Genomic DNA, 23548 nt, shown 5'->3' on the forward strand with positions numbered 1-23548 from the left:
TCTTGTTAGAATCGACCGGCTAAGTAACATCCAACCGCTGCACCGGTCAGTATACCATAACGATGCGCTCGATCTCCCAGAGGCCCTTGTCCGCCTGCTTCCCTGCCCTGCTTTTCGGCCTGCTCCTGATTGCTTCTGCATCCTGGGCGATTGTCGATTACCTGCCCGACGTGCAGCGCTTGATGAAGGGTGGCCAGTGGTCGCAGGCGCTCGAGAAGGTGGATGCCCATCTCGCCAGCCAGCCAAAAGAGGCGCAGGGGCGCTTTCTCAAGGGCGTTATCCTCACCGAGATGGGGCGCCCGGCCGAAGCGATCGTCATCTTCAACAGGCTTGCCGAGGACTATCCGGAACTACCCGAGCCCTACAACAACCTCGCCGTGCTCTACGCTCAGCAAAAGCAGTACGACAAGGCGCGCACGGCGCTCGAGATGGCCATCCGGACGCATCCGAGCTACTCCATCGCGCACGAGAATCTCGGTGATGTCTATGCCAAGCTCGCCAGCCAGGCGTATGACAAGGCGTTGCAGCTGGATTCGTCGAACCAGGCGACGCAGTCCAAGCTGTCGATGATTCGTGAGCTGATCGGCACCTCTTCCAGGGCGTCGGTGAAGCCCGGTGCCGCGGTGCCAGCGGCGGACGATGCCGGCAAGAGGGCCGCTGTCCAGCCGACCAGGGCACCGCCAGTGACTGCTGCACCAGTGCCGCCGCCGACAGCGCAGACAGCGCCGACAGCGCCGGCAGGCAAACCTTCCGAACCGCCGCCCGCGAAGGCGGTGGACAGGGGCGCCGGGATTTCCGTGGGCAAGCCCATGGCCGCTACGCCGGCAGAAAGAGCGCCACCCGCGCCATCGCCGAGGGTCGCCACGGCGCCCCCTGCGCCGCCAGAATCGCCACCGCCGCCAGCCGAGCAGGTCGGCGTCAGGGCGGCGCTGCAGGCCTGGGCCAAGGCCTGGTCGGACAAGAACATGAAGGTTTATCTCGCGCATTACGCTGACGATTTCAGGACGCCGCGCGGAATGTCGCGCAAGGCGTGGGACGCCCAGCGCAGAAAGCGTATCGACAAGCCCGGCAGGATTCAGGTCGATCTCGAGGAGATCACGATCTCCTTCGCTGACAACAAGGCAACGGTCAGCTTCAAGCAGCATTACACGTCGGACAAGCTCGAATCAACCGTACGCAAGACACTTGTCTTCGTCAAGAAACGGGGCAAATGGTTGATCGAGCAGGAGCGGGTCGATTGATCAACAGGGTCCGCGTCACCTTGGCCATCGTTGCCGCCTGTGTGGCCGCTCCGGCCATCGCTGCCGGCGCCGCTGGCACGGTGGTCTTCCCCGATGCGGGTCCGGAATCGCAACTCGCCACCATCCTCGGAGAGATAGAGAAAAATCGCATTGATGCGGCACTCCAGAAGACCGAAGCTCTTCTCCTTCAATATCCGAATTTCCGGCTCGGGCATCTGATCAAGGGCGACCTCCTGCTCGCTCGCAGCAAGCCGCTAGAGACCTTTGGTAACGCCGACAACGCGCCACGGGAGAAGCTCTCCGACCTGCGCGACGAGGCGCTGGTGCGTATCAAGGCCTACCGCGAGAAGCCGGCCCTGGCGGATCAACTGCCCAGCTCGCTGCTGCAGATGGAGCCCGGGCAGAAGCACGCGATGCTTGTCGACACGCAGAAGTCGCGGCTCTATCTGTACGAGAACGACGGTGGCCGGCCACGTTTCGTCGCCGACTATTACGTGACGCAGGGCAAATCGGGCGCCGACAAGATGCGCGAGGGCGACCGCAAGACGCCGTTAGGCGTTTACCATGTCACCGCCGCGCTGTCGGCCAAGAAGTTGAGTGATCTCTACGGCACCGGCGCGTTCCCGATCAACTATCCCAATGAATGGGACAAGCGTCAGGGACGGAAGGGGCACGGCATCTGGCTGCACGGGACACCGGCCGACACCTATTCGCGCCCCCCAAAGGCATCGGAAGGCTGTGTGGTGCTGTCCAACGCCGACCTCGAAGTCCTCGCCAAGAACGTCCAGGTGGGCGTCACACCGGTCATCATCAGTGATTCCATCGAATGGTTGTCGCCTGGCGACTGGCAGCGCGAGCGCGAGGGCCTGCGCCGGGAAGTCGAAGCCTGGCGACTGGCCTGGGAGAGTGGCGACGTCGACCGCCTGCTGGCTCACTACTCGCGGGCGTTTCAAACCGACAAGCAGAACTTCGCCGAGTTCGCGGCGCGCAAGCGACAAGTGCTTACCGGCAAGGAATGGGTCAAGATCGACCTTTCCCGGCAATCGATGTTTCGCAGCCCGGGCAAGGATGGCGTCGTTTTCGTCACCTTTGACCAGCAGTACACCAGCAACAACTTCAAGAACCTGATGAAAAAGCGCCAGTACTGGATACGTGAAGACGGTCGCTGGAAGATTATTTACGAAGGGAGCGCCTGATGTACAAGAGAATTGCCGCCTTGGCGGCCGCACTGTTGCCTTTTGCGGCCTTGGCCGCGCCAACGGTCGAAATGCAGACCAGCATGGGCAAAATGGTCATCGAACTCGATTCCGAGAAGGCTCCGAAGACCGTGCAAAACTTCGTTCAATACGTCAACGAGGGTTTTTACAACGGCACGATCTTTCACCGCGTCATCCCGGGATTCATGATCCAGGGCGGCGGCTTCACTCCGGCGATGGAACAGAAATCGGCGCCGCGAAAGGTTGAAAACGAAGCCAAGAACGGGCTCAAGAATGACCGCTGGACGATCGCCATGGCGCGCACTGCCGACCCGCATTCGGCCAGTTCGCAGTTTTTCATCAACCACCAGGATAATGGCGCACTCAACTCCCCTGGATCCGACGGCTGGGGTTACACGGTCTTTGGCAAGCTCACCCAGGGTATGGACGTCGCCGACAAGATCGCCAAGGTCCCGACCGGCAATCGTGCGATGCACCAGAACGTCCCCGTCGAGCCGGTCATCATCCAGTCGGTCAAAGTCATCTCCGAGAAAAAATAAGGAATCCCGCATGATCAAGCTGCACACCAATTTTGGCGTCATCGCTATCGAACTGGACGCCGAGAAAGCGCCTCTCTCAGCCCAGAACTTCATTGACTACGCGACCGCCGGCCATTACGACAACACCATTTTTCATCGCGTCATTCCCGGCTTCATGATTCAAGGGGGTGGCTTTGCGCCAGGCATGAAGCAGAAGCCCTGCAAGGCGCCGATCAAGAACGAAGCCGACAATGGCCTCAAGAATGCGGCCTACACGCTGGCCATGGCGCGTACCAACGAACCGCATTCGGCGACCGCGCAGTTCTTCATCAATGTGGTCGACAACGCGTCGCTCAACTATCGCGCGGCGAACGCCGAAGGCTGGGGCTACTGCGTCTTCGGCAAGGTCGTCGAAGGGAGCGAGGTGGTCGACAAGATCAAGGGCGTGCGCACCGGCTCGTCCGGTTTTCATCGCGACGTCCCGGTCGACGATGTGCTGATCGAACGCGCCGAAGTCTGCTGAAGTCTGCTCCGCCGCACGATCTGCAGCATCCTTGATTCTATTCATTTCCGACCTGCACCTGGCGCCGCAAGCGCCAGCTGTCACCCGCAGCTTCCTCGATTTCCTTGCCGGTCGGGCGCGTTCTGCCGAGCAATTGTTCATTCTTGGCGATCTCTTCGAAGCCTGGCCGGGCGACGATTGCCTCGACGATCCCGGGGACTCGTTCGCCGCGGACATCGCCGCAGCGCTGCACGCGCTATCCAGCAGCGGCGTCGAGCTGTCGCTGATGCATGGCAACCGCGATTTCCTGCTCGGCGAATCCTTCCTGGCGCGCAGCGGTGCGCGCCTGCTCTCCGACCCGCATGTCCTGTCGCTGCCAACATGGCAGTTCGTCCTCACCCACGGCGATGCGCTGTGCACCGATGACCGCGAGTACCAGGCGTTTCGCGCGCTCGTTCGCCAGGCGGATTGGCAGACGGCCTTTCTCGCCAAGCCGCTGCCCGAACGTAAGCAGATGGTCCTTGCGCTGCGCCAGCAAAGCGAATCGGCCAAGCGTGGCAAGGCCACTTTCCTGATGGACGTCAATCCCGCTGCGACCGACGACTTCCTGCGCGCATATGGCTACGCCACGCTCATCCACGGCCACACGCACCGTCCGGCAAGACACGATCACATGGTCGATGGCATTCACGTCGAGCGCTGGGTGATGGCGGACTGGAACGAGCGTGACGGGGCAGGGGAGTGCCTTTGCTGGGACGGCGAAACCCTGACCCGCGAGCGTCTGGCTTGAGGCATTTTTCCTTGCGCAGTTCCCAGCGACGATGAGCGCGGCGGTGGCGGCGACGGAACTCCTGCGCCGGATTTTCGGCTATCCCTCGTTTCGTGGCCAACAGGCGGAGATCGTCGACCAGCTGGTCAGTGGCGGTGACGCACTCGTGCTGATGCCGACCGGCGGCGGAAAGTCGCTCTGCTATCAGATCCCGGCGCTTCTGCGGACGGGCGTCGGCGTCGTCGTCTCGCCGCTGATCGCCCTCATGCAGGACCAGGTGGATGCCTTGCGCCAGGTGGGCGTGAAGGCTGCTTTCCTCAACTCGTCGTTGGATTTCCGGGCGCTGGTCGAAACGGAGCACAGGCTGTTGCGCGGTGAGCTCGACCTGATCTACGTGGCCCCCGAACGCCTGCTTAGCGATCGCTTCATCGGCCTGCTCGAGCAGCTCGTCGCGCGCCAGCAGGTGGCGCTGTTCGCCATCGACGAGGCCCACTGCGTGTCGCAGTGGGGGCACGACTTTCGTCCCGAGTACATGCAGCTCTCGCAGTTGCACGAGCGCTTTCCCGACGTGCCGCGAGTTGCCCTGACGGCGACCGCCGACCAGCTGACCCGGCAGGAAATCAGAACCCGGCTCGGCCTCGAGCAGGCGAAAGTCTTTGTCGACAGTTTCGACCGCCCGAACATTCGTTACACCATCGTCGAGCGCGACAGCCCACGCCAGCAGCTGCTTTCCTTTCTTGGCGCGCATCAGGGCGAGGCGGGAATCGTCTACTGCCTGTCGCGGCGCAAGGTCGATGAGACGGCGGCCTGGCTGAACGAGCAGGGCGTCACCGCCTTGCCCTATCACGCCGGACTGGCGGGCAGCGACCGGCAGCGCCACCAGCAACGCTTCCTGCGCGAGGACGGCCTGGTGATGGTCGCCACCATCGCCTTCGGGATGGGAATCGACAAGCCCGATGTGCGTTTCGTCGCCCATCTCGACCTACCGAAGAGCCTCGAAGCCTATTACCAGGAAACCGGCCGAGCCGGGCGTGACGGCGAGCCGTCGGAAGCCTGGATGACCTACGGTCTCAACGACGTGGTGATCCATCGCCAGATGATCGAGGAGTCGGCTTCGCCGAGCGAACAGAAGCGCGTCGAAAGGCAGAAGCTGGAGAGCATGCTCGCGTATTGCGAGTCGGCCCGCTGTCGGCGGGTGATCCTGCTCGACTATTTCGGCGAGCCGGCGACGTCCTGCGGGAATTGCGATGTCTGCCTCGTGCCGCCGATCGTGTGGGACGGCACGGTGGCGGCGCAGAAGGCGCTGTCCGCCGCCTTGCGCACCGGCCAGCGTTTCGGCGCTGGCCACCTGATCGACATCCTGCGCGGCAAGAACACCGAAAAAGTACAGCAGTTTGGCCATCAGCGTTTGCCGACCTTCGGCGTCGGCGCCGATATCGACGAGCGCGGCTGGCGCTCGGTCTTTCGCCAGCTGCTCGCCGCCGGCCTGCTCGATGCCGACGCCTCGGCGTACGGCGCGCTCAAGCTGACCAATAGCGCGCGGCCGATTCTCAAGGGCGAAAGCCGTCTGCAGCTTCGCCGGCAAGTCGAACCGCCGAAGACCAGAGTGACCCGAAGCAAGGCGGGCGGCGCCGGCAGGGCGGCGTCAAGCGGCGTTTCTGGGCCCCGCGATTCGCCGTTGCTGGCCAGCCTGCGCGCCTGGCGACTTGCGCAGGCGCGCGAGCAGGGCGTGCCGGCCTACGTCATTTTGCACGACCGGACGCTGGGCGAGATTGCCGCCGTGCGACCCGATTCACTGCCGGCGCTGCTCGCCGTCCCGGGCATCGGTGTGGCCAAGGCCGAACGTTACGGCGAGGGCCTGTTGGCCATTGTCGCCGCGTGCGCCTGAGGCGAGAGCTCAGGAAGTCGCTACGGCGGGACCGGTAGGATAGGGTTTGAGCACGTCGAGAGCGACGCTTTGCCCGCCCGGCTGAACGATGCGCACGTGCTCGCGGCGCAGTTGGCGAGCATGGCGCAGGCCGCAGGAATGGGCGATCATGGCGACCTCCTGGTTCATGTTGCGGCAGTAGGAGGCGACGCGTGCGGCCTTGTCCTCGACCACCAGGCCGCGTTGCAGACGCGGGTCGTGGGTGGTGACGCCGGTCGGACAGGTATTGGTGTGGCAGCGCAGGGCCTGAATGCAGCCGAGAGAAAACATGAAGCCGCGCGCCGTGTTGACGAAATCAGCGCCGCTCGCCAGCGCCCAGGCAACTCGCGCCGGGGTCAGCAGCTTGCCGGCGGCGATCACCCGAATCCGCTCTTTCAGGCCGCTGGCGATCAGCGCGTCGACGACCAGCGGCAGCGCCTCGTCGATCGACATCGCCATGTGATCGGCCAGGGCCTGTGGTGCGGCGCCGCTGCCGCCTTCGCCACCGTCGATGGTCAGGAAGTCGGGCGCCGCCTGCAGGCCACGCCGCGCGATCGCGGCGCTGAGTTCATCGAGGAAGTGCCGGCCGCCGATGGCGGTCTTCACGCCGACCGGTTTGCCGGTCACCGCGCGGATGTGCTCGACGCGGTCGAGCAGTTGGTCGATGTTGCCGATCTCGGGATGGCGGTTCGGACTCAGCGAGTCGCGGCCGACGGGAATGCCGCGAATGCCGGCGATCTCCGCGCTGACCTTGTTGCCGGGCAGGACACCGCCCTTGCCCGGTTTCGCTCCTTGTGACAACTTGATCTCGAACGCGCGCACCGCCGCGTGCGTGGCCAGTTCGCGCAGGCGCGCGTCGGACAACTGCCCGCTCTCGTCACGGACGCCGTATTTCGCCGTTCCGACCTGAAAAATGATGTCGCAGCCACCCTCCAGGTGATACGAAGAGAGCCCGCCCTCGCCAGTATCCAGCCAGCAACCGGCGGCCGCCGCACCGCGCGACAGCGCGCGCACGGCCGGGCGGGAAATGGCGCCAAAGCTCATCGCGCTGATATTGACCAGTGACTTGCCGACGAAAGGCGTTTGGCAAAAGCCTTCGCCGATGAGCAGCGGCGGTGGTTCCTGCTGCTCGTCGTCGAGGATCGGGAACGGTGCATTGACGAAGACCAGCGCGCCGGGTTCATGGATCGGGTAGGTCGAGCCAAAGCCGATGATGCCGCCCTCATTCTTGGCCATGCGGTACACCCAGCTACGCGTTGCCCGGTCGAAGGGCTGTTCCTCTCGGTCGCCGAGAAAGAAATATTGCCGGAAGTACTCGCCGAGGCTTTCGAAGAAATAGCGCAGGTGGCCGACGAGCGGGAAATTCCGCAACACGGCGTGCTTTTCCTGCGTCACGTCCTGCACGTAAAGGGTGATCAGCGCTGCGACGACAAGGAGAGCGAACAGTACTCCCAGGCTAACAAGCAGTAGGTCGAGCATTTGTGCTTCCCTTCAGTGATAGAATCCCGCGGCCAGGTTCTCAGTCTACGGGAATGCCATGCCTATTGCAGCCTTGCTCGATGCCGAAATCGAGCGCAACGTCACTGCCGCGCTCAGCGAGGACGTTGGTAGCGGCGACCTCACCGCGCAACTCGTTCCCGCCGGGGTGCGTAGCCGTGCGTCGGTGGTCGCACGCGAGAGCGCCATTCTTTGCGGGAACTCGTGGTTCAGCCGCTGCTTCAGCAAACTGGATGCGACGATCGAAATCGACTGGCGCGTCGAGGATGGTCAGCGTACCCACCCGGATCAGGTGCTCTGCGAGATCGAAGGGCCTGCCCGCGCCTTGCTCACCGGCGAGCGCAGCGCGCTCAATTTCCTGCAGTTGCTGTCAGGCGTCGCCACCAAGGCCCGGCAGTACGCCGACTTGGTGGCCGGAACGCGGGCGCAGGTCGTCGATACGCGCAAGACGATTCCCGGCTTGCGCCTGGCCCAGAAATACGCCGTCAGCTGTGGCGGGGGCGGCAATCACCGCCTCGGTCTTTATGACGGAATTCTGATCAAGGAAAACCATATCCACGCCGCCGGGAGCATCGCCGCGGCGCTGCTCGCGGCCACGCGGATTGCCGCAGGGGCGGCCCGCGCCTGCCAGTTCGTCGAAATAGAAGTCGAGACGCTGGTCGAGCTGCAGCAGGCGCTGGACGCCGGTGCGGAAATGATTCTCCTCGACAATCTGAGTCTTGATCAGCTTCGCGAAGCCGTCGCCCTGACCGCCGGTCGGGCGATTCTCGAAGCGTCGGGCAACGTCAGCCTCGACAGCGTACGTGGCATCGCCGAGACCGGCGTTGATCGCATCTCGATCGGCGGTTTGACCAAGGACGTACGGGCACTCGACCTGTCGATGCGCTTTTCGGCGTAGCACAGGCGACGCCGCGCTGACCGTCGAGGGCTGGGCAATGCGTTATATAATCGGCGCCGGTCGATGTGAGGCAGGATGGGACTGGTGGTTGGTGCATTGAAAGAAAGGGGGTTCGGATGCTGTTTGCGTTGTTTTACGTGGTGGCGATCGCGATTCTGATCATGCACTTCACCGGATTCCTGGCGCGTCATAACCTAGAGTGGCTGGTGCTGGTACTCGCCGCCGCCGTTTTTCCGGCCGTCATCTACCTCTGAAGGAATCGCTCGGCAGCAGAATTTGCGCGCTACTCGGGGCGATGCAAGGGCTAATCTGCAACGCGAAGAAGGGCGCCACAAGGCGCCCTTCTCAATTCCTGGTCGTAGGTGATCAGTCCAGGAGTCGCTGAATGATCGCCTTCACCGCATCGACGCTGACGTCGATCACCTCAACACGTTGCGGCAGGTCCTCGATACCCTGCAGAGCTGCCGGTCGCTCGGGTCGGCGGCCCAGTGCTTCGCCGATGGTTTCCTCGAACTTGGCCGGCAGGGCGGTTTCGAGTACGACCATCGGCATGTCCGGACTGCGCAGTTCGCTGCCGACCTTCAGTCCGTCGGCGGTGTGCGGATCGATCACCAAGCCATATTTCTCGAAGGTCTGGCGTATTGTCGCCAGGCGGTCGGCATGGGTGCTCCTGCCGGCGGCAAAACCGAAGTCGGAAAGCTTCGCGAAAAACGACGTCTTGGAGAGATCGACGCTGCCGCCCGCGTCAACGGCGCTCCACAGGTTGCGGATTACGCTGGCATTGCGGCCGACGAGATCAAAGGCAAAGCGTTCGAAGTTCGACGCCTTTGAAATGTCCATCGACGGACTCGATGTGGCGTGCGTTTCGGCGCTGACACGTGGGCGGTAGACGCCGCTTTGGAAAAACTCCTTGAGGACATCGTTTTCGTTGGTTGCCAGCACCAGGCGGCCAATGGGCAAGCCCATCATGCGGGCGATGTGGCCGGCACAGATGTTGCCGAAATTGCCAGAAGGTACGGCAAAAGCCACCTCTCGATCACTGCTCCCGCCAACTCCGCCGGTGGCCGCGAAATAGGCTTTGAAGTAGTACACGATCTGTGCGGCAATGCGCGCCCAGTTGATCGAATTGACCGCGCCGATCCTGTAGCGCGCCTTGAAGGCGTGATCGCTGGACACCGCCTTGACGATATCCTGGGCATCGTCGAAGCTGCCGCGCACGGCTATGTTGTGGATGTTTTCATCGTGCAGGGAATACATCTGCGCGCGCTGGAAAGCGCTCATCCGCTGGTGCGGCGAGAGCATGAAGACGCGCAGCCTTTCCTTGCCGCGCATCGCGTACTCGGCCGATGAACCCGTGTCCCCCGAGGTTGCGCCGAGGATGTTGATCTCCTCGCCACGCTTGGCCAGGACGTACTCGAAGAGATTGCCGAGCAGTTGCATGGCCATGTCCTTGAAGGCCAGCGTTGGGCCGTTGGACAGTTCGAGGATCGCCAGGCCGCCTTCGCCGCGGGCCTCGTCGGGTTTCTCCAGCCAACGCAAGGGCGTGATTTCGGCGGCCTGCTCACGGTTGCGACCGTTGCCGTAGACCTGCGCGGTGTAGGTTCTGGCGATCAGGGCCTGCAGATCGGCGGCAGGAATATCATCGATGAACCGGGAGAGCACCGCGTACGCCAGATCGGCGTAGGACAAACCGCGCCACTCTTCGAGTTCGGCTTTGCCGACCTGTGGATACGACTCGGGGAGGTAGAGGCCGCCGTCGGGTGCCAGGCCGGCGAGGAGAATCTCGGTGAACCTCGGCGCCGCCGAGTTCTTGGTGTCGGAGTTGCTCTGGCCGCGAGTCGAGAGATAGCGCATGTTGAGGACCGTAAGTGGGAATGCCGCTGGACGCCGGCGGAGTCGCAGTTTATCACGCTCGGGCGCGGCGCCCTTGGCGCCGAACCCCGCTGCAGGGCAGGCGCTTGGCCAGGGTCAGCCGCTGATCACGCAGTTCTTGCCCGCGCGTTTGGCGGCGTAGGTCGCCGCGTCGGCTCGGAGAATCACGTCTTCGAGCGATTCGCTGTTCTGCCTGACGACGACGCCGGCGCTGAAGGTCACGGCTAGCGCACAGCCCGGCACGGCGCTGGCGGCGAACTGGCGCTGGAATCGGGAAATGGCGGCGACTGCCTCGTCGAGTGCGGTTTCGGGGAGCAGCAGGACAAACTCCTCACCGCCGAAACGGCAAAGGATGTCCGACGGACGCAGCGCCGCGCGCAGGCTCTTGACGAGATGCACCAGCGTTTCGTCGCCCATATGGTGGCCCAGCGTGTCGTTCAGGCGCTTGAAGTCGTCGACATCGATCAGGGCAATGGCCAACTGACTGCCATTGCGACGCGAGCGAGCCAGTTCGCGTTTATACGCTTCGTCAAAGCCGCGCCGGTTGAGTGCTCCGGTCAGGGCGTCAGTGAATGCTGCTTGCCGTGCTTCGCTCAAGGCGCTCTCGAGTTCCGCGATGCGCGCTTCGGCGACCAGTAGTTGCAGCGCACCTGGCGCAGGTACGGGAGCTTCGACGCGACGGATGTGCGGGTGATGGACGCGGCCGTTGGCGGTCGGCAGAGAAAGGTGGCCGCGCATCGGCAAGGGCAGGTTGGCGAGATCCGGCAGCCGGTGCGGCCGGCGTGACGCGTGCCGGGATGACTGTAGAGGGGAAGACTCATCGTGCTTGAACATCTCGTTGGCTCCGTCTGGGGGCCGCTGTGCGTCGGCCATAGTTCCAGATACGGATAGGCTTCGCAGATCTTGAGACTTTTTTCTCAGATATCTTGTAACTAATTGTGTTGCAATGAGAATTAAGTCCTTATTGCGTCGTTCGGCGAGCCCCGGCGGTAGCCAGCGAGCGGAGCAGGGCGAACATGAAGGAGAGCAGCGCAAGCGCCGCAAACCACAAGCCGTCGTCCATTCCCAGCGCCAGCAGGGCGCCGCCGACGAGGAGCAGGATGGCGCGCAAGGTGCCGCCGCAACGGAGTTCGGCGTGCATCCGGTCACGTGCCGGCGTGCGCCTGCCGGGGAGGTACCAGACCGGAAACAGTTCCGACAGGGCGCCGCTGACCAGCGGCAGGAGGAAGGCGACGACAAACGCCGGTACCGCGTCACCGCCGTTGCCCAGGGCAAAGGCATGGGCGCTGCCGAGGATCAGCAGCAGTGCAAAGCCGGCCAGCGCCGCGAAAAGCGCCGCTGCCGTACCATTGGCGCTCAGGGTTTGCCAGCCGTGGCGGCGTAGGCAGGCGTTGGCGATCTGCAGCGTGACGGCCAGCAATACGAGCGCCCCCGCCAGCGACAGCGGTGGCCAGAAAGCGGCGCCGAAGGCAACGGCAAGCACCGCGCCGGCGGCGAAGGGCAACTGGCGGCGCAGCCGTTGCGCGGCTCCGGCGTCGGGTGTTCGCAAGACCGTCGGCAAGAGAACCTGCAAGCTTCCCAGCGCAGTCAAGCCAATGAAACCCAGGGTATTGAGATGCAGGTGTAGCAGGCGCAGCTGCGGTCGTGCCTGTGGCCACCCGTTCATCGCCGGGATCAGCAGCAGCGCGGCCGCCAGGAAGACGATGGCCAGCAGGTACCAGCGCCAGCCGGGGTGCGCTCTGCCCAGCGTTCGTCGGGCACGCAGAATCATCCAGCCGGAAAACAGCAGTGCGACGAGAAGGGTGACGCTCGCCGCCGCGTACACAGCACTCTCCGGCAGCGTGCCCCGGAAGGCGAGAAAGGTCACCACGCCGGCCACCTGCAGCAGCAGTGGCAGCAGCACAACGCCGCGTGGGGCCGCGCGGCTGCGCGTCAGCACGGGAATGAAATGGCTGATGGCGGCAAAGATCAGCGGCACCACGGCGACGGTGAACACCAGGTGTGCGACTGCCGCGACCGACGTGCCGCCGGAATGCAGTAACACCAGCGCGGCAAGGAAGACCGCGACGGCAGAAAACCCCAGGTAGATCAGCACCCTGTCACGCGCTCGCCAGCCGCCTTTGCGCCAGGAACAGGTCGCCCAGCCCCTGGCTGGCGGCGGCTATAGGCCGTCGTTCGCGCGCAGTTGGCCGCCTGCTGGCGGTGAATTCGGCGGTCTGCCGTCAAGCCATTCTGGTGAAGTCGATGACGATGGCGCCCGCTTCGCGCTGGACGTACTTGATCTGCAGCGCGTCGCCGAAGCGCGCCTGCAACTGGGCGAGCAAGGGCAGCGGATCGTGATCGTTGCAGAAGCGCATCGTTTCGCCGGCGAGCAAGGCATCGAGGGCGCCAAAGATCGCCGCGTGGCGAAAGCGCTTGGCGACGCCACGTGCGTCGAAGGGATAGACGGCTTCCTGAGTGGGCTGGTCGCATGCATGCATGGTGGTCTCCGTGAGCAACAAGGGGGTTGAAAGAGCGGATTTTCCGACGCCGGCCGTAGACTGTCTTTGATATGGGCCGGCAATATCCGTACCGCCGGCTCGGGAGTGCTACGCAAGCGGCGGGAATGAGCGGGGAAAAGCCGCTGGCGAGCCGGGCCAGCGAGCAAGGCCCGGGGATGGGCCGGTGTCTGCAGCGAACGGCTGTTCTCGCGCATAATGAGCAGGATGCGCAGCTATCTCAAGAAATACCTTCCCGCTCAGGAAACCATCCGCAACAACCCGTGGCTGCGGCCGTTCCAGTCGTCCTTGCTGCACCCGCGGCTGTGGCACCTGAATCGCCATTCGGCCGCCGGCGCGGTAGCCACCGGTCTGTTCTGCGGGCTGATTCCCGGCCCGTTGCAAATGATCGGCGCGGCGCTTGCCGCGGTGAAGTTTCGCATCAATCTGCCGCTGGCTCTTCTCGTCACTCTGTACACCAATCCCTTCACCATCGTGCCGCTGTACCTGGTCGCGTATCAGCTGGGGCGCTTGCTGACCGGCGATAGCGCGGGCTTCGTCGCTCCACCGGCGTTCAGCGTCACCGCCTTTGCCGCGTGGACCGAGGCCATGCAGGCATGGATGCTGGTGGTGGCCAAGCCACTGGCACTGGGCCTCGTCGCTCTCGCCAGCGCACTCTCGGCGTCGGGCTATATGGCGACACGGGCGGCATGGCGGCTGTATCTGATCAAGGCCTGGCGCCGGCGCCGGCAAAGGCTTGCCTGATCGCAATCGGCACAGGATACTCAATCCCTGCTGCTGTCTGCCACTCACCGATGCATTGCGCAAGGGGGCCGACGGGGGCAGGAAGGTCACAACCATACTCAGGAGATGTCGATGGCCAATGCATCCGGAGCACGCTTTTGCTGGGACGACCCGTTACTTGTCGAGGCGCAGTTGAGCGAAGACGAGCGCATGCTGCGCGACGCCACGCGCGACTACTGTCAGGGCCGCTTGCTGCCGCGCGTTCAGGATGCGTTTCGCCACGAGCGAACCGATCCGGCGATCTTCCGCGAAATGGGCGAGATGGGCCTCCTTGGCGCGACGATTCCAAACGAGTACGGTGGCGCCGGCCTCAACTACGTCAGCTACGGTCTGGTCGCCCGCGAGGTCGAGCGGGTCGACTCGGGCTATCGCTCGATGATGAGCGTCCAGTCGTCGCTGGTGATGGTGCCGATCCACGCTTTCGGCAGCGCGGCGCAGAAAAGCAAGTACCTTCCACGTCTGGCGAGTGGCGAACTGATCGGCTGCTTTGGGCTTACCGAACCCAACCACGGTTCCGACCCCGGCGGCATGACCAGCAGGGCGCGCGCCGTTGACGGCGGCTACCGACTGTCGGGCAGCAAGATGTGGATCACCAACTCACCGATCGCCAATGTCTTCATCGTCTGGGCCAAGGACGACGCCGGCGCGATTCGCGGCTTCATCCTCGACAAGGGAATGCAAGGCCTGTCGGCGCCGGCCATCCACGGCAAGGTCGGACTGCGCACCTCGATCACCGGCGAAATCGTCATGGACGAGGTCTTCGTTCCCGAGGAGAACGCGTTCCCCGACATCCGTGGCCTGAAGGGGCCGTTTACCTGCCTCGATTCAGCGCGTTACGGCATCTCCTGGGGGGCGCTTGGCGCGGCCGAGTCCTGCTGGCACACGGCGCGCCAGTACACCCTCGATCGCCAGCAGTTCGGTCGTCCGCTGGCCGCCAATCAGTTGATCCAGAAGAAGCTCGCCGACATGCAGACCGAAATCACCCTGGCCCTGCAGGGCTGCCTGCGCCTTGGGCGCATGAAGGATGAAGGCACGGCGACTCCGGACATCACCTCGATGATGAAACGCAACTCGTGCGGCAAGTCGCTCGACATCGCGCGCTGCGCACGTGACATGCTTGGCGGCAACGGTATCTCCGACGAGTTCGGCGTCATTCGCCACATGGTCAACCTCGAAGTGGTCAATACCTACGAAGGCACGCACGACGTGCATGCGCTGATCCTCGGTCGGGCACAGACCGGCATCGCCGCTTTCTGAAGCCGCCGGCGATGCCCACCGTTTCGCGGGCGAACAGCGGCGGCGCACTGTCGCATCTGCGCGTGCTCGACCTGTCACGCGTACTCGCCGGCCCCTGGGCCAGTCAGTTGCTCGCTGACCTCGGCGCCGACGTGATCAAGGTCGAGCGGCCGGGCTGCGGTGACGACACGCGCGGCTGGGGGCCGCCGTGGCTGGCCGATGGCGACGGCCAGGCGACGCGCGAGGCAGCGTACTTCCTGTGTACCAACCGCAACAAACGCTCGCTGACCGTCGATATCACCCGTCGCGAGGGGCAGGAAATCGTTCGCCGGCTGGCGTGCAACTCCGATGTGCTGATCGAGAACTTCAAGGTCGGCGGTCTGGCCGCCTATGGCCTCGATCAGCACAGCCTGCGCGTGCTCAACCCCAAGCTCGTCTATTGCTCGATCACCGGTTTCGGGCAGCAGGGACCCTACGCGGAGCGCGCCGGTTACGACTTCCTGATCCAGGGCATGGGTGGCCTGATGAGCGTTACCGGCACGCCGGATGGCGAGCCCGGCGCCGGGCCGCAGAAAGTCGGCGTCGCGCTCACCGACATCCTCACCGGTCTCTACGCCGGCAACGCCATTCTCGCCGCGCTGGCGTATCGCGACCGGGACGGGTTTCGCAGCGGCGACGGCCAGCACATCGACCTCGCCCTGCTCGACGTGCAGATCGCCTGCCTGGCCAATCAGGCCATGAACTATCTGGTATCCGGGACGGCACCCCGGCGCATGGGCAACGCCCACCCGAACATCGTCCCCTATCAGGACTTTCCGACCGCCGATGGCGACATGATCCTGGCCATCGGCAACGACGGCCAGTTCGCCCGCTTCTGCGCCGTTGCCGGGCATCCCGAGTGGGCCGGCGACGAGCGCTTCAGCAGCAACGCGGCGCGGGTCAGGCACCGCCAGGCGCTGATTCCACTGCTGCGGCAAAACACCGTGCTGCGCACGACCGGCGAATGGATGGCCGCGCTCGAGCAGGCGGCCGTTCCCTGTGGCCCGATCAACGATCTGGCCGCTGTTTTCGCCGACCCGCATGTCGTGGCGCGTGCCATGCGCCTCGACATGCCGCACGCCAGCGGCGGCAGCGCGCCGCAGGTCGCCAACCCGATACACCTGTCGGCGACGCCGGTCGGCTACCGCAAGGCACCGCCGGCACTCGGCGAAGATAGCGTGACCGTGTTGCGCGAACTTGGCCACAGCGACACGCAGATCGCGGCGCTTCGCCAAGCGGGGATCGTCTAGTCGTGCCGGAGCATCCCGGCCGGTGCGCCTGCGGACAAGGCGAGCGGCAGTCTTTCCTCCGTCCGGATGCCTTGCCAGTGGTCAAGCCTGCCACCCTGACGGCCAACCCTTGAGTCCGCGACCATGCTCATCCGCAGCCAGCTCCGTATTGCCGCCCTCTTGCCTGCCCTGTTGGCCGTTCTGGTCGGTGGCGTCCTGTGGGCTTCCTGGAATCAGATCGCGCGCATTCGCCAGGGTGCAGACATCGCCGAGCAGCTTGGTCGCGAGGTGTCCAAGATGAACATCCTGACCCAGGAATACCTGCTCCACGATAGTTCCGGGGCAAGCACCCAGTTGCGCCGACAACAGATCTCGCTGAGCAGCGTGTTGGCCGGCGCGCGCTTCAGCGAGCCCGGGGGTGAGCAACTGCTGGAAACCCTCCGGCAGGACCATGAGGACAATGGGCGCCTGCTGGACCTGCTGCTCGCGGCGCACCCCAGCGCACGCGAGCAGGCCATCGGTGCGCTGCTGGTCAATGTCCAGGGCCTGGGCTTCAAGGCGCAGCAGCTGGCCGATCTTCAGCGCGCGGCCATGGCGCGCGTCCGGGGTGCAGCGAATACGCGGATCATCGCCGTGCTGGTCACCTTGTCGTTGCTCAGCGTGCTTTTCCTGAGTCTCTTGTCGCGACGCCTGAACCGGGGCTTCGAGGTGCTGCTCGAGGGGCTGCGCCGGGCAGCGGGTGGTGATCTGGAACAGGCCATTCCGGTCGCCGACGATAACGAGTTCGGGACGCTTTCACGCAGCTTCAACGCCATGGCGGAGCAATTGAAGAAGATCGAAAGTGCGCGCGCCATGGCCACGGAAGAGCTGAGAACGCTGAACGCGGAGTTGGAAGGAAAGGTTGTCGAGCGCACGGCGAAACTCGAAGCGGCGCACCAGGCGCTCGAGCAGTCGCAGGCACAAATGCTGCGTATGGAAAAGTTGAGCGCCCTGGGAACGCTGGTCGGTGGCGTCGCCCACGAAGTGAACAATCCACTGATGGGCATCCTCGGCTATCTCGAATACGCCATCGGGAAGCTGGAGGAGGGGCGGCCGCGCAGCATGCTCGAGCGCGCGGTCGGCGAAGTCGAGCGCATTGCGCGCATCGTCAAGAACATGCTGGTGTTTTCACGCATGCCAGTTTCGGTCGCCGACCAGAGTTGCGACCCGGCGCGGGTTCTTGCCGATACGCTGGTGCTCATCGAGGGCGAGCGCCGGCAGGCAGACGTGCTGGTCGACCTCCGCCTGCCGGCGCCCGTGCCGCGCCTGCGTTGCAGTCACGATGCGCTGCAGCAGGTTCTGCTCAACCTGTTGTTCAACGCTTGCCACGCCTGCAAGCAGTCGCCAGGCCCCCATTGCGTGAGTGTCACGCTCGAGCAGTTCGACAACTCGCGTGCCGTGCTCCGTGTCGCCGACAATGGTCCTGGTGTTCCGGACGCCATCAAGGCCAGGATCTTCGATCCATTTTTCACCACCAAAGAGACGGGTAGCGGCACCGGATTGGGTCTGGCGGTTTCTCGGCAGTTAATAGACAATGCGGGCGGAAAATTGACCCTGGCCGACATGCTGGACGGCGGCGCGGTGTTTTCCATTGAACTTGATGTTTTCCCCGAGGAAGCCTGATGACGGCAGGAGTGGTTCTGGTAATCGACGATGATCGCGCCGTGCGTGACGCCTTTGAACTCGCGCTGGCCGATGACGGTTACGAGGTTCAGCTGGCAGACAGCGGGCAGATCGGTCTGCAGCTTGCGGCTGCCCGGCGTCCCGACCTGGTGTTCCTGGACCTCAAGATGCCCGGGTTGGACGGTGTCGAAACGCTGCGCCGTCTGCAGGCCACGGATGCGACGATTCCGGTCTATGTTGCCACCGCTTTTGCCCAGGAGTACATGGAAGGGCTGCGCCGTGCCCAACAGGCCGGCCTTCGTTTCCAGCTTGCCGCCAAGCCACTTTCGCCCGAGCAAATCCGCATCATCGTGAAGTCGATCATCAACGGCGATTGACCACCCCCGCGCGAAGGAAGGCAAGCCATGAGCAAACTCCAACTGACCCTGTACGTCGCCGGGGTCAATGACGAAATCCGGCAACAGGTCGCCAGTCTGGGCCGGACAATGAACGCCGAAGTCGGCCTGGACCACTGGGTGCTCGACGTGGTCGACGTTCTCGAGGAGCCGGAGAAAGCACTTCAGGGCGACGTTTTTGCCACCCCTACGCTGGTCCGCCTGGTGCCCTTGCCGGTCCTCAAGCTGCTCGGCGCCATTTCCCAGTCCGAGAAGATTCTCTCGATCATCGCCACCGATGGCACAGGTGGCGAGGGCGGCTGATCGATGTTTCGTTCCTCGCGCGCCAAGCCTTTGACTGAGCGATGAGCCTGCGCCCAAAAAAAGTTCAGGAAGATCCGTCTTTCGACAAGGACGCGATTCTCCGCCTGTTCGCGGCAATGCCGGACGGGATGATCGTCCTCGATGCGATGGGCATCGTCCTCTATGCCAACGACAGCGCGCATCGCATGTTCGGGGGCCGCCGGCTGCTCGGCAAGAATCTTGGCCTGCCGATCATGGCCGGCGAAAGTCATGCCGACATCGAGGTGATCGACAGTGCGGGCCGAGTCGGCTGTGCCGAGCTGCGCGCCGCGACATTTGACTGGTTGGGGCAACCGGCCACCGTTGCCAGCCTGCGTGACATTACCGAACGACGCGCCCTGGAAAGGCAATTGGCGCTGGCTGGCCAGGTCTTCGAGAACGCCCGCGAAGGGATCATCGTCACCCGACCCGATGGGGTGATTGTCAGCGTCAATCGCTCGTTTACGACCATCACCGGTTACTCGCTTGAAGAAGCGCTCGGCAACACGCCGCGTCTGTTGAAATCGGGCGAGCACGATCGCGCCTTCTTCGAGCGGATGTGGGAGTCGATCGCCGGGCAGGGGTTCTGGCACGGCGAAATAGTGAACCGGCGCAAGGACGGCTCGCTCTATCCCGAGTTGCTCTCGATCTCGCGAATTCAGGACGGCGATGGCCAGGTTGCGCACCTGGTCGGTATCTTTTCCGACCTGACCCAGCACAAAGCCGACCAGGCTGCGCTCGAGGAGGCGCGCCTCCAGTTGCAGCAGTCGGAGAAGCTCCTTGAGGAGATCGAGCGACGGTATACGGTGGCCAACTCTCCTGTATTATCCGTCGTCGGCAGTATGTACGGTTCGGCGCCACTCTCACGCTCGGCCAAGGGCGTATTTGACGAATTGGTGCACAGGTACGGCAGGACGCTGGAGCTGGCGGTGGAGAACCTGGCCTTCAAGGTCGATAATCCCGTTTCCGATCAGCTGCGGGAACTCGCCGACGACCTGGGTTATCTGCAGGCCGGTGCGCGCGATGTCGCCGAGTTGCACTCGCAGACGCTGACAAGAAACACCAAGGGCGTTCCCGCGGCGAAGGCGAAGGCAATGATCGAAGAAGGGCGCTTCCTGGTGCTTGAACTGATGGGGAACCTGTTGTCGTTTTATCGCAAGAACTACAACCGCGTCCCGGCCGCGGCCCATCCTGAGCCGAATTCGACTACACAAGCGCTGCACGGCCGGGCAAAGAAGGGATCCACATGAACAAATTCAGACTGACCCTTTACGTGACGGGGCATACGCCGCGTTCCGAGAAGGGCATCAGGAACCTGCAGCGGATTTGCGCCGAGGAACTCCAGGGAACGTACGAAATGACCGTGATCGACGTCCTCGAGCAGCCGCAGTTGGCGGAGGATCAGAAGATCCTTGCCACGCCGACCCTGGTAAAAGAGCTGCCGCCGCCCTTGCGGCGAGTCATCGGGGATCTCAGCGATACCGAGAAGGTCTTGCTCGGACTTGACATTGCGGCGCTGGGTGGCGCCAACGAACGAAAGAGGAAATAGGTCATGTCCGGCTCAGTGATCACGGCAGTGGAAAAGCTCGAAACCGGCATTCCTGGTTTCGAGCATGTCTCCGTGGGCGGGCTTCCCAAGGGTCGCACCTGTCTCCTGTCGGGGACCGCGGGAAGCTCCAAGACGGTCTTTGCCGTGCAGTTTCTTGTCGAGGGGATCCGTCGCGGCGAGGGTGGCGTCTTCGTCACCTTCGAAGAGTCGCCGGACGACGTGATGAGCAATATGCTCAGCTTTGGTTGGGAACTCGGGGAGTTCGTGCGCGACGGCAAGCTGGCTTTCGTCGACGCCAGCCCGCAACCTGATCAGGAGGTTGTCGAGGCTGGCAGTTACGACCTCGGCGCCCTGGTGGCGCGCATCGAGTATGCGGTCGGCAGGGTGCAGGCGAAACGCGTATCCGTCGACTCGCTGGGAGCCGTATTCAGTCAGTTCTCGGATGTCGCGACGGTTCGCGGTGAGCTCTATCGGATGGCCGTGGCGCTCAAGAAAATGGCCGTGACGACGATCCTGACCGCCGAGAGAACCGAGGAGTACGGCACGCTGGCCCGCTTTGGCGTCGAGGAGTTCGTCGCCGACAACGTCATCATTCTGCGCAATGTCCTCGACGACGAGAAACGGCGCAGGACGGTGGAGATCCTCAAGTTCCGGGGTACCGACCACGCCAAGGGCGAATTCCCCTTCACGGTCATTCCCGGCGAGGGCCTGGTGATCATTCCCCTCTCGGAGACCAAGCTGGAGCAGAAGTCGTCGACCTTGCGCGTGACGTCCGGTAACGACACGCTTGACGAAATGTGCGGCGGCGGCTTTTTCCGGGACTCGATCATCCTCGTCTCGGGGGCGACTGGTTGCGGCAAGACGCTGCTGGTGACCGCCTTCGTCAGTGGCGCGCAGAAGCAGGACGATCGATGCCTGTTGTTTGCCTTCGAGGAAAGTCGCGAGCAGCTCTTTCGCAATGCCTCCGGCTGGGGAATGGATTTCGAGACCATGGAGCAGGAAGGCCGGCTGAAGGTGGTCTGCGTGTACCCCGAGGTGATGGGCCTCGAAGACCACCTGATCCGGATGAAGAAGGAGATTCGCGCCTTCCAGCCGACGCGCGTCGCGGTGGACAGCCTTTCAGCACTGGAACGGGTTTCCACCGGCAAGGGTTTTCGCGAATTTGTCATCGGCATCACGTCGTTCATCAAGCATCAGGAGATCGTCGGGCTGTTCTCGTCGACGACTCCGACCTTGCTGGGGGGCGCGTCGATCACCGAGGAACATATTTCCACGATTACCGACTCGATCCTCCTGCTGCGCTATGTGGAAATGTTCGGCGAGATGCGGCGGGGTATTACGGTGCTCAAGATGCGTGGCTCGATGCACGACAAGGGGATCAGGGAGTACGCCATCGACGGGCAGGGGATGCACATCGGCGCGCAGTTCCACGGCATCTCCGGGATTCTTTCCGGCCAGCCGATGCAGATCGCGCAGCCGGAAATCGAGCGCATGGGTTCGCTGTTCAGGGAAGAACTCGGCGAGTAGGTCGGCAGGCGAGGGCAGGCGATGTCGATTGGCGAGAGCACGCGAGCGCCGAAGAGGCCACGGCGCGGAAGTCGCGAGCACCTCAACGCCATCGTCGAGACGACCAGCGACGGCATTCTGATTCCTGATCTTCGGGGCAAGGTGCTTTATGGAACCGCAGCGCCTGCGAACGGTTCAGCAGACCAGCAGCGGACCTGCGGAGCGTAGGGCTTGGGATGCGACCAGGCAATGTACCAGGCCAAACGGGCCGGCAGGAATTGCTACCACTTGTTCAGCGTAACTGACGACGCAGGGACCGACCGATGATCACCAACTTGCACGCTCTTCAACAACAAGCCCCGTCGTACGAGGAAAACACTATCCTTGGCTTGCTGGAGGCGATTCCGGACGGCATCCTGGTGCTCGATGTGGTGGGCGTCGTTCTTTACGCCAACCGTGGTGCGTATCACATGTTTGGTGGCCGCGAACTCGTCGGAAAGGATCTTGGCCTGCCGATCACGCTGGACGGCAGGCACGCCGAAATCGAGTACATCGATCGTGCGGGCTGCATCGGTCGGGCCGAGCTGCGTGCCTCGCGATTCGAATGGCTTGGTCAGCCGGCAACCGCTGTCAGCCTGCGCGACACCACCGTACGATACGCGATGGAGGAGCAGCTGGCGCTCGCCGACCAGGTGTTCGAGAGTGTGCAGGAAGGCCTCGTCGTCACCCGGCCCGACGGCGTCATCGTCCGCGTCAATCGCGCTTTTTCCGAGATCACCGGCTACTCGGCGGAGGAGGCGCGCGGCATGACGCCGCGTCTGCTTGGCTCAGGCGAGCATGGCCGTGCCTTTTTTGACCGGATGTGGGCGGCCATTTTCGAAGAGGGCTGCTGGCATGGAGAAGTCATCAACCGGCGCAAGGACGGCTCACTCTACCCGCAGTCTCTCTCGGTCACGCAGATCCACGACGGCGATGGCGTGCTCACGCATCTGGTGGGCGTGTTCTCCGACCTGACCCAGGACAAGATCGCCCAGGGAAAGCTCGCCGAGGCGCACAGCCGGTTGCTGCGATCAGAAAAAATGGCGGCCATCGGACAACTGGAGAAGATGTCGGCGATCGGCCAGCTGGCCGCCGGGGTCGCACACGAGGTGAACAATCCAGTCGGTTTCGCGCTCTCCAATCTTGACGTCCTGGGCGAGTATGCCGACCACCTGCTGCGGCTGGTGGATGCCTACGAACAAGACGGATCGCACAGCGCCGAGTGCGCTGCCCGGGTCGAACAGATCAAGGAGGAGATCGGTTACTCGGATCTGTGCGTGGACCTAAAGAGGTTGGTAGACGAGTCACGCGAGGGGCTGGACCGCGTACGCCGCATCGTTCTCGACCTCAAGGACTTCTCGCGGCCAGGCGAGCCCAACTGGCAGCGGAGCGACCTGCATCAGTGCCTTGAAAGTACGCTGAACATTGTCTGGAACGAAATCAAGCACAAGGCGAAGGTGGAGAAGCGCTACGCTGAGCTGCCGCTGGTGAACTGCGCGCCTTCGCAGATCAATCAGGTATTCATGAACCTGCTGGTCAATGCGGCGCAGGCGATCGAAGGGTATGGCCGGATCACCCTCAGAACCGGCTGCGAAGCAGACACCGTCTGGGTCGAAGTCAGCGATACCGGGAAGGGCATTGCGCCGGAGAATCTGGCCCGCGTCTTCGAGCCTTTTTTTACGACCAAGCCGGTTGGTCAGGGCACCGGGCTGGGCCTGTCGCTCTCGCACAGTATCGTGCAGCGTCACCGCGGACGCATCGAAGTGCGCGCGCAAGACGGCGAAGGCTGCTGTTTCCGCGTCACCCTGCCGATCGGTTGCGCGGCCGGCGACGAGGCAATCGATGGCGTTTGACGCGAAGGTTTTCTTTGC

23 protein-coding genes are annotated in these 23548 nt (G+C 63.6%); 18 read left to right on the plus strand and 5 right to left on the minus strand.

The genetic code is table 11. The features are described from left to right. Positions 1-86 precede the first annotated feature (86 nt). The 6 genes from QZ613_RS14185 to recQ are packed head-to-tail and all read left to right on the plus strand — an operon-like array spanning position 87 to position 6135. On the plus strand, positions 87-1241 hold the full coding sequence (locus tag QZ613_RS14185; RefSeq protein ID WP_291982905.1) for a tetratricopeptide repeat protein: 1155 nt from the start codon (positions 87-89) through the stop codon (positions 1239-1241). Beyond that, a complete protein-coding gene (locus tag QZ613_RS14190; RefSeq protein WP_291865195.1) occupies positions 1238-2437 on the plus strand; it encodes a L,D-transpeptidase family protein in 1200 nt (399 codons plus the stop codon). Before QZ613_RS14185 ends, QZ613_RS14190 begins: the two co-directional genes overlap by 4 nt. Then, complete coding sequence (locus tag QZ613_RS14195) at positions 2437-2997, plus strand: peptidylprolyl isomerase (RefSeq protein WP_043565551.1); 561 nt, start codon at positions 2437-2439, stop codon at positions 2995-2997. The genes QZ613_RS14190 and QZ613_RS14195 overlap by 1 nt, the downstream gene beginning before the upstream one ends. 10 nt (positions 2998-3007) lie before the next feature. After that, positions 3008-3499, plus strand: a complete 492-nt coding sequence (locus QZ613_RS14200) for a peptidylprolyl isomerase (protein ID WP_043565549.1) — start codon at positions 3008-3010, stop codon at positions 3497-3499. Positions 3500-3530: 31 nt separating this feature from the next. Then, positions 3531-4268, plus strand: a complete 738-nt coding sequence (locus QZ613_RS14205; protein WP_043565548.1) for a UDP-2,3-diacylglucosamine diphosphatase — start codon at positions 3531-3533, stop codon at positions 4266-4268. Between the two features lie 31 nt (positions 4269-4299). Then, the gene (recQ, locus tag QZ613_RS14210) at positions 4300-6135 is read left to right on the plus strand and encodes a DNA helicase RecQ (RefSeq protein WP_043565545.1); all 1836 of its coding nucleotides are present in this window, start codon (positions 4300-4302) and stop codon (positions 6133-6135) included. 9 nt (positions 6136-6144) lie between these two features. On the opposite strand, the gene QZ613_RS14215 is transcribed toward recQ, so the two are convergent. Further along, positions 6145-7632 (minus strand): FMN-binding glutamate synthase family protein, encoded by a 1488-nt coding sequence (locus QZ613_RS14215; RefSeq protein WP_043565544.1) that lies wholly within the window; start codon positions 7630-7632, stop codon positions 6145-6147. 58 nt (positions 7633-7690) lie between these two features. Here QZ613_RS14215 and nadC point away from each other — a divergent pair, with 58 nt between their 5' ends. Further along, complete coding sequence (gene nadC / locus QZ613_RS14220) at positions 7691-8548, plus strand: carboxylating nicotinate-nucleotide diphosphorylase (RefSeq protein ID WP_043565542.1); 858 nt, start codon at positions 7691-7693, stop codon at positions 8546-8548. A gap of 116 nt (positions 8549-8664) precedes the next feature. Then, the gene (locus QZ613_RS14225; protein ID WP_291865204.1) at positions 8665-8802 is read left to right on the plus strand and encodes a hypothetical protein; all 138 of its coding nucleotides are present in this window, start codon (positions 8665-8667) and stop codon (positions 8800-8802) included. A 112-nt stretch (positions 8803-8914) separates the two neighbouring features. Here the strand turns inward: QZ613_RS14225 and thrC are convergent, their stop codons facing one another. The 4 genes from thrC to QZ613_RS14245 form a co-directional block, all read right to left on the minus strand. Beyond that, positions 8915-10402, minus strand: a complete 1488-nt coding sequence (gene thrC, locus QZ613_RS14230; RefSeq protein WP_043565540.1) for a threonine synthase — start codon at positions 10400-10402, stop codon at positions 8915-8917. Between the two features lie 114 nt (positions 10403-10516). Beyond that, positions 10517-11254: a GGDEF domain-containing protein gene (locus QZ613_RS14235; RefSeq protein WP_291865209.1), complete on the minus strand. Its 738-nt coding sequence runs from the start codon at positions 11252-11254 to the stop codon at positions 10517-10519. 127 nt (positions 11255-11381) lie between these two features. Next, entirely contained in the window at positions 11382-12515 is a 1134-nt protein-coding gene (locus tag QZ613_RS14240) for a hypothetical protein (protein WP_291865212.1), read from the minus strand. A 127-nt stretch (positions 12516-12642) separates the two neighbouring features. Next, positions 12643-12900: a DUF2249 domain-containing protein gene (locus QZ613_RS14245; protein ID WP_043565601.1), complete on the minus strand. Its 258-nt coding sequence runs from the start codon at positions 12898-12900 to the stop codon at positions 12643-12645. A gap of 225 nt (positions 12901-13125) precedes the next feature. Between QZ613_RS14245 and QZ613_RS14250 the strand changes: the two genes are divergently transcribed. The 10 genes from QZ613_RS14250 (at position 13126) to QZ613_RS14295 (ending at position 23530) form a co-directional block, all read left to right on the plus strand. After that, on the plus strand, positions 13126-13662 hold the full coding sequence (locus tag QZ613_RS14250; RefSeq protein WP_043565538.1) for a DUF2062 domain-containing protein: 537 nt from the start codon (positions 13126-13128) through the stop codon (positions 13660-13662). 111 nt (positions 13663-13773) lie between these two features. Beyond that, entirely contained in the window at positions 13774-14958 is a 1185-nt protein-coding gene (locus tag QZ613_RS14255; RefSeq protein ID WP_291903735.1) for an acyl-CoA dehydrogenase, read from the plus strand. Positions 14959-14969: 11 nt separating this feature from the next. Further along, the gene (locus tag QZ613_RS14260) at positions 14970-16226 is read left to right on the plus strand and encodes a CaiB/BaiF CoA-transferase family protein (protein WP_291982907.1); all 1257 of its coding nucleotides are present in this window, start codon (positions 14970-14972) and stop codon (positions 16224-16226) included. Positions 16227-16349: 123 nt separating this feature from the next. Beyond that, positions 16350-17867: an ATP-binding protein gene (locus tag QZ613_RS14265; RefSeq protein ID WP_291865223.1), complete on the plus strand. Its 1518-nt coding sequence runs from the start codon at positions 16350-16352 to the stop codon at positions 17865-17867. Beyond that, entirely contained in the window at positions 17867-18244 is a 378-nt protein-coding gene (locus QZ613_RS14270; RefSeq protein ID WP_291865226.1) for a response regulator, read from the plus strand. The genes QZ613_RS14265 and QZ613_RS14270 overlap by 1 nt, the downstream gene beginning before the upstream one ends. Positions 18245-18271: 27 nt before the next feature. Next, positions 18272-18565 (plus strand): circadian clock KaiB family protein, encoded by a 294-nt coding sequence (locus QZ613_RS14275; RefSeq protein ID WP_291982909.1) that lies wholly within the window; start codon positions 18272-18274, stop codon positions 18563-18565. A 41-nt stretch (positions 18566-18606) separates the two neighbouring features. Further along, a complete protein-coding gene (locus QZ613_RS14280) occupies positions 18607-19833 on the plus strand; it encodes a PAS domain S-box protein (RefSeq protein WP_291865232.1) in 1227 nt (408 codons plus the stop codon). Beyond that, the gene (gene kaiB / locus QZ613_RS14285; protein WP_291865234.1) at positions 19830-20132 is read left to right on the plus strand and encodes a circadian clock protein KaiB; all 303 of its coding nucleotides are present in this window, start codon (positions 19830-19832) and stop codon (positions 20130-20132) included. Before QZ613_RS14280 ends, kaiB begins: the two co-directional genes overlap by 4 nt. Before the next feature lie 3 nt (positions 20133-20135). After that, a complete protein-coding gene (gene kaiC, locus QZ613_RS14290) occupies positions 20136-21659 on the plus strand; it encodes a circadian clock protein KaiC (RefSeq protein WP_291865236.1) in 1524 nt (507 codons plus the stop codon). 302 nt (positions 21660-21961) lie between these two features. Further along, on the plus strand, positions 21962-23530 hold the full coding sequence (locus tag QZ613_RS14295) for an ATP-binding protein (RefSeq protein ID WP_291982912.1): 1569 nt from the start codon (positions 21962-21964) through the stop codon (positions 23528-23530). Positions 23531-23548: the final 18 nt, after the last annotated feature.

This window comes from Candidatus Accumulibacter sp. ACC005 (genome assembly GCF_907163215.1).
Classification (GTDB): Bacteria; Pseudomonadota; Gammaproteobacteria; order Burkholderiales; family Rhodocyclaceae; genus Accumulibacter; species Accumulibacter regalis.

Bases quoted from the DNA above. Each gene is read 5' to 3' on its own strand.
- QZ613_RS14195 (WP_043565551.1), top strand. From the start codon at position 2,437: ATGTACAAGAGAATTGCCGCCTTGGCGGCCGCACTGTTGCCTTTTGCG.
- QZ613_RS14200 (WP_043565549.1), top strand. From the start codon at position 3,008: ATGATCAAGCTGCACACCAATTTTGGCGTCATCGCTATCGAACTGGAC.
- recQ (WP_043565545.1), top strand. From the start codon at position 4,300: ATGAGCGCGGCGGTGGCGGCGACGGAACTCCTGCGCCGGATTTTCGGC.
- QZ613_RS14215 (WP_043565544.1), bottom strand. From the start codon at position 7,632: ATGCTCGACCTACTGCTTGTTAGCCTGGGAGTACTGTTCGCTCTCCTT.
- nadC (WP_043565542.1), top strand. From the start codon at position 7,691: ATGCCTATTGCAGCCTTGCTCGATGCCGAAATCGAGCGCAACGTCACT.
- QZ613_RS14225 (WP_291865204.1), top strand. From the start codon at position 8,665: ATGCTGTTTGCGTTGTTTTACGTGGTGGCGATCGCGATTCTGATCATG.
- thrC (WP_043565540.1), bottom strand. From the start codon at position 10,402: ATGCGCTATCTCTCGACTCGCGGCCAGAGCAACTCCGACACCAAGAAC.
- QZ613_RS14235 (WP_291865209.1), bottom strand. From the start codon at position 11,254: ATGTTCAAGCACGATGAGTCTTCCCCTCTACAGTCATCCCGGCACGCG.
- QZ613_RS14245 (WP_043565601.1), bottom strand. From the start codon at position 12,900: ATGCATGCATGCGACCAGCCCACTCAGGAAGCCGTCTATCCCTTCGAC.
- QZ613_RS14250 (WP_043565538.1), top strand. From the start codon at position 13,126: ATGCGCAGCTATCTCAAGAAATACCTTCCCGCTCAGGAAACCATCCGC.
- QZ613_RS14255 (WP_291903735.1), top strand. From the start codon at position 13,774: ATGGCCAATGCATCCGGAGCACGCTTTTGCTGGGACGACCCGTTACTT.
- QZ613_RS14260 (WP_291982907.1), top strand. From the start codon at position 14,970: ATGCCCACCGTTTCGCGGGCGAACAGCGGCGGCGCACTGTCGCATCTG.
- QZ613_RS14265 (WP_291865223.1), top strand. From the start codon at position 16,350: ATGCTCATCCGCAGCCAGCTCCGTATTGCCGCCCTCTTGCCTGCCCTG.
- QZ613_RS14270 (WP_291865226.1), top strand. From the start codon at position 17,867: ATGACGGCAGGAGTGGTTCTGGTAATCGACGATGATCGCGCCGTGCGT.
- QZ613_RS14275 (WP_291982909.1), top strand. From the start codon at position 18,272: ATGAGCAAACTCCAACTGACCCTGTACGTCGCCGGGGTCAATGACGAA.
- QZ613_RS14280 (WP_291865232.1), top strand. From the start codon at position 18,607: ATGAGCCTGCGCCCAAAAAAAGTTCAGGAAGATCCGTCTTTCGACAAG.
- kaiB (WP_291865234.1), top strand. From the start codon at position 19,830: ATGAACAAATTCAGACTGACCCTTTACGTGACGGGGCATACGCCGCGT.
- kaiC (WP_291865236.1), top strand. From the start codon at position 20,136: ATGTCCGGCTCAGTGATCACGGCAGTGGAAAAGCTCGAAACCGGCATT.
- QZ613_RS14295 (WP_291982912.1), top strand. From the start codon at position 21,962: ATGATCACCAACTTGCACGCTCTTCAACAACAAGCCCCGTCGTACGAG.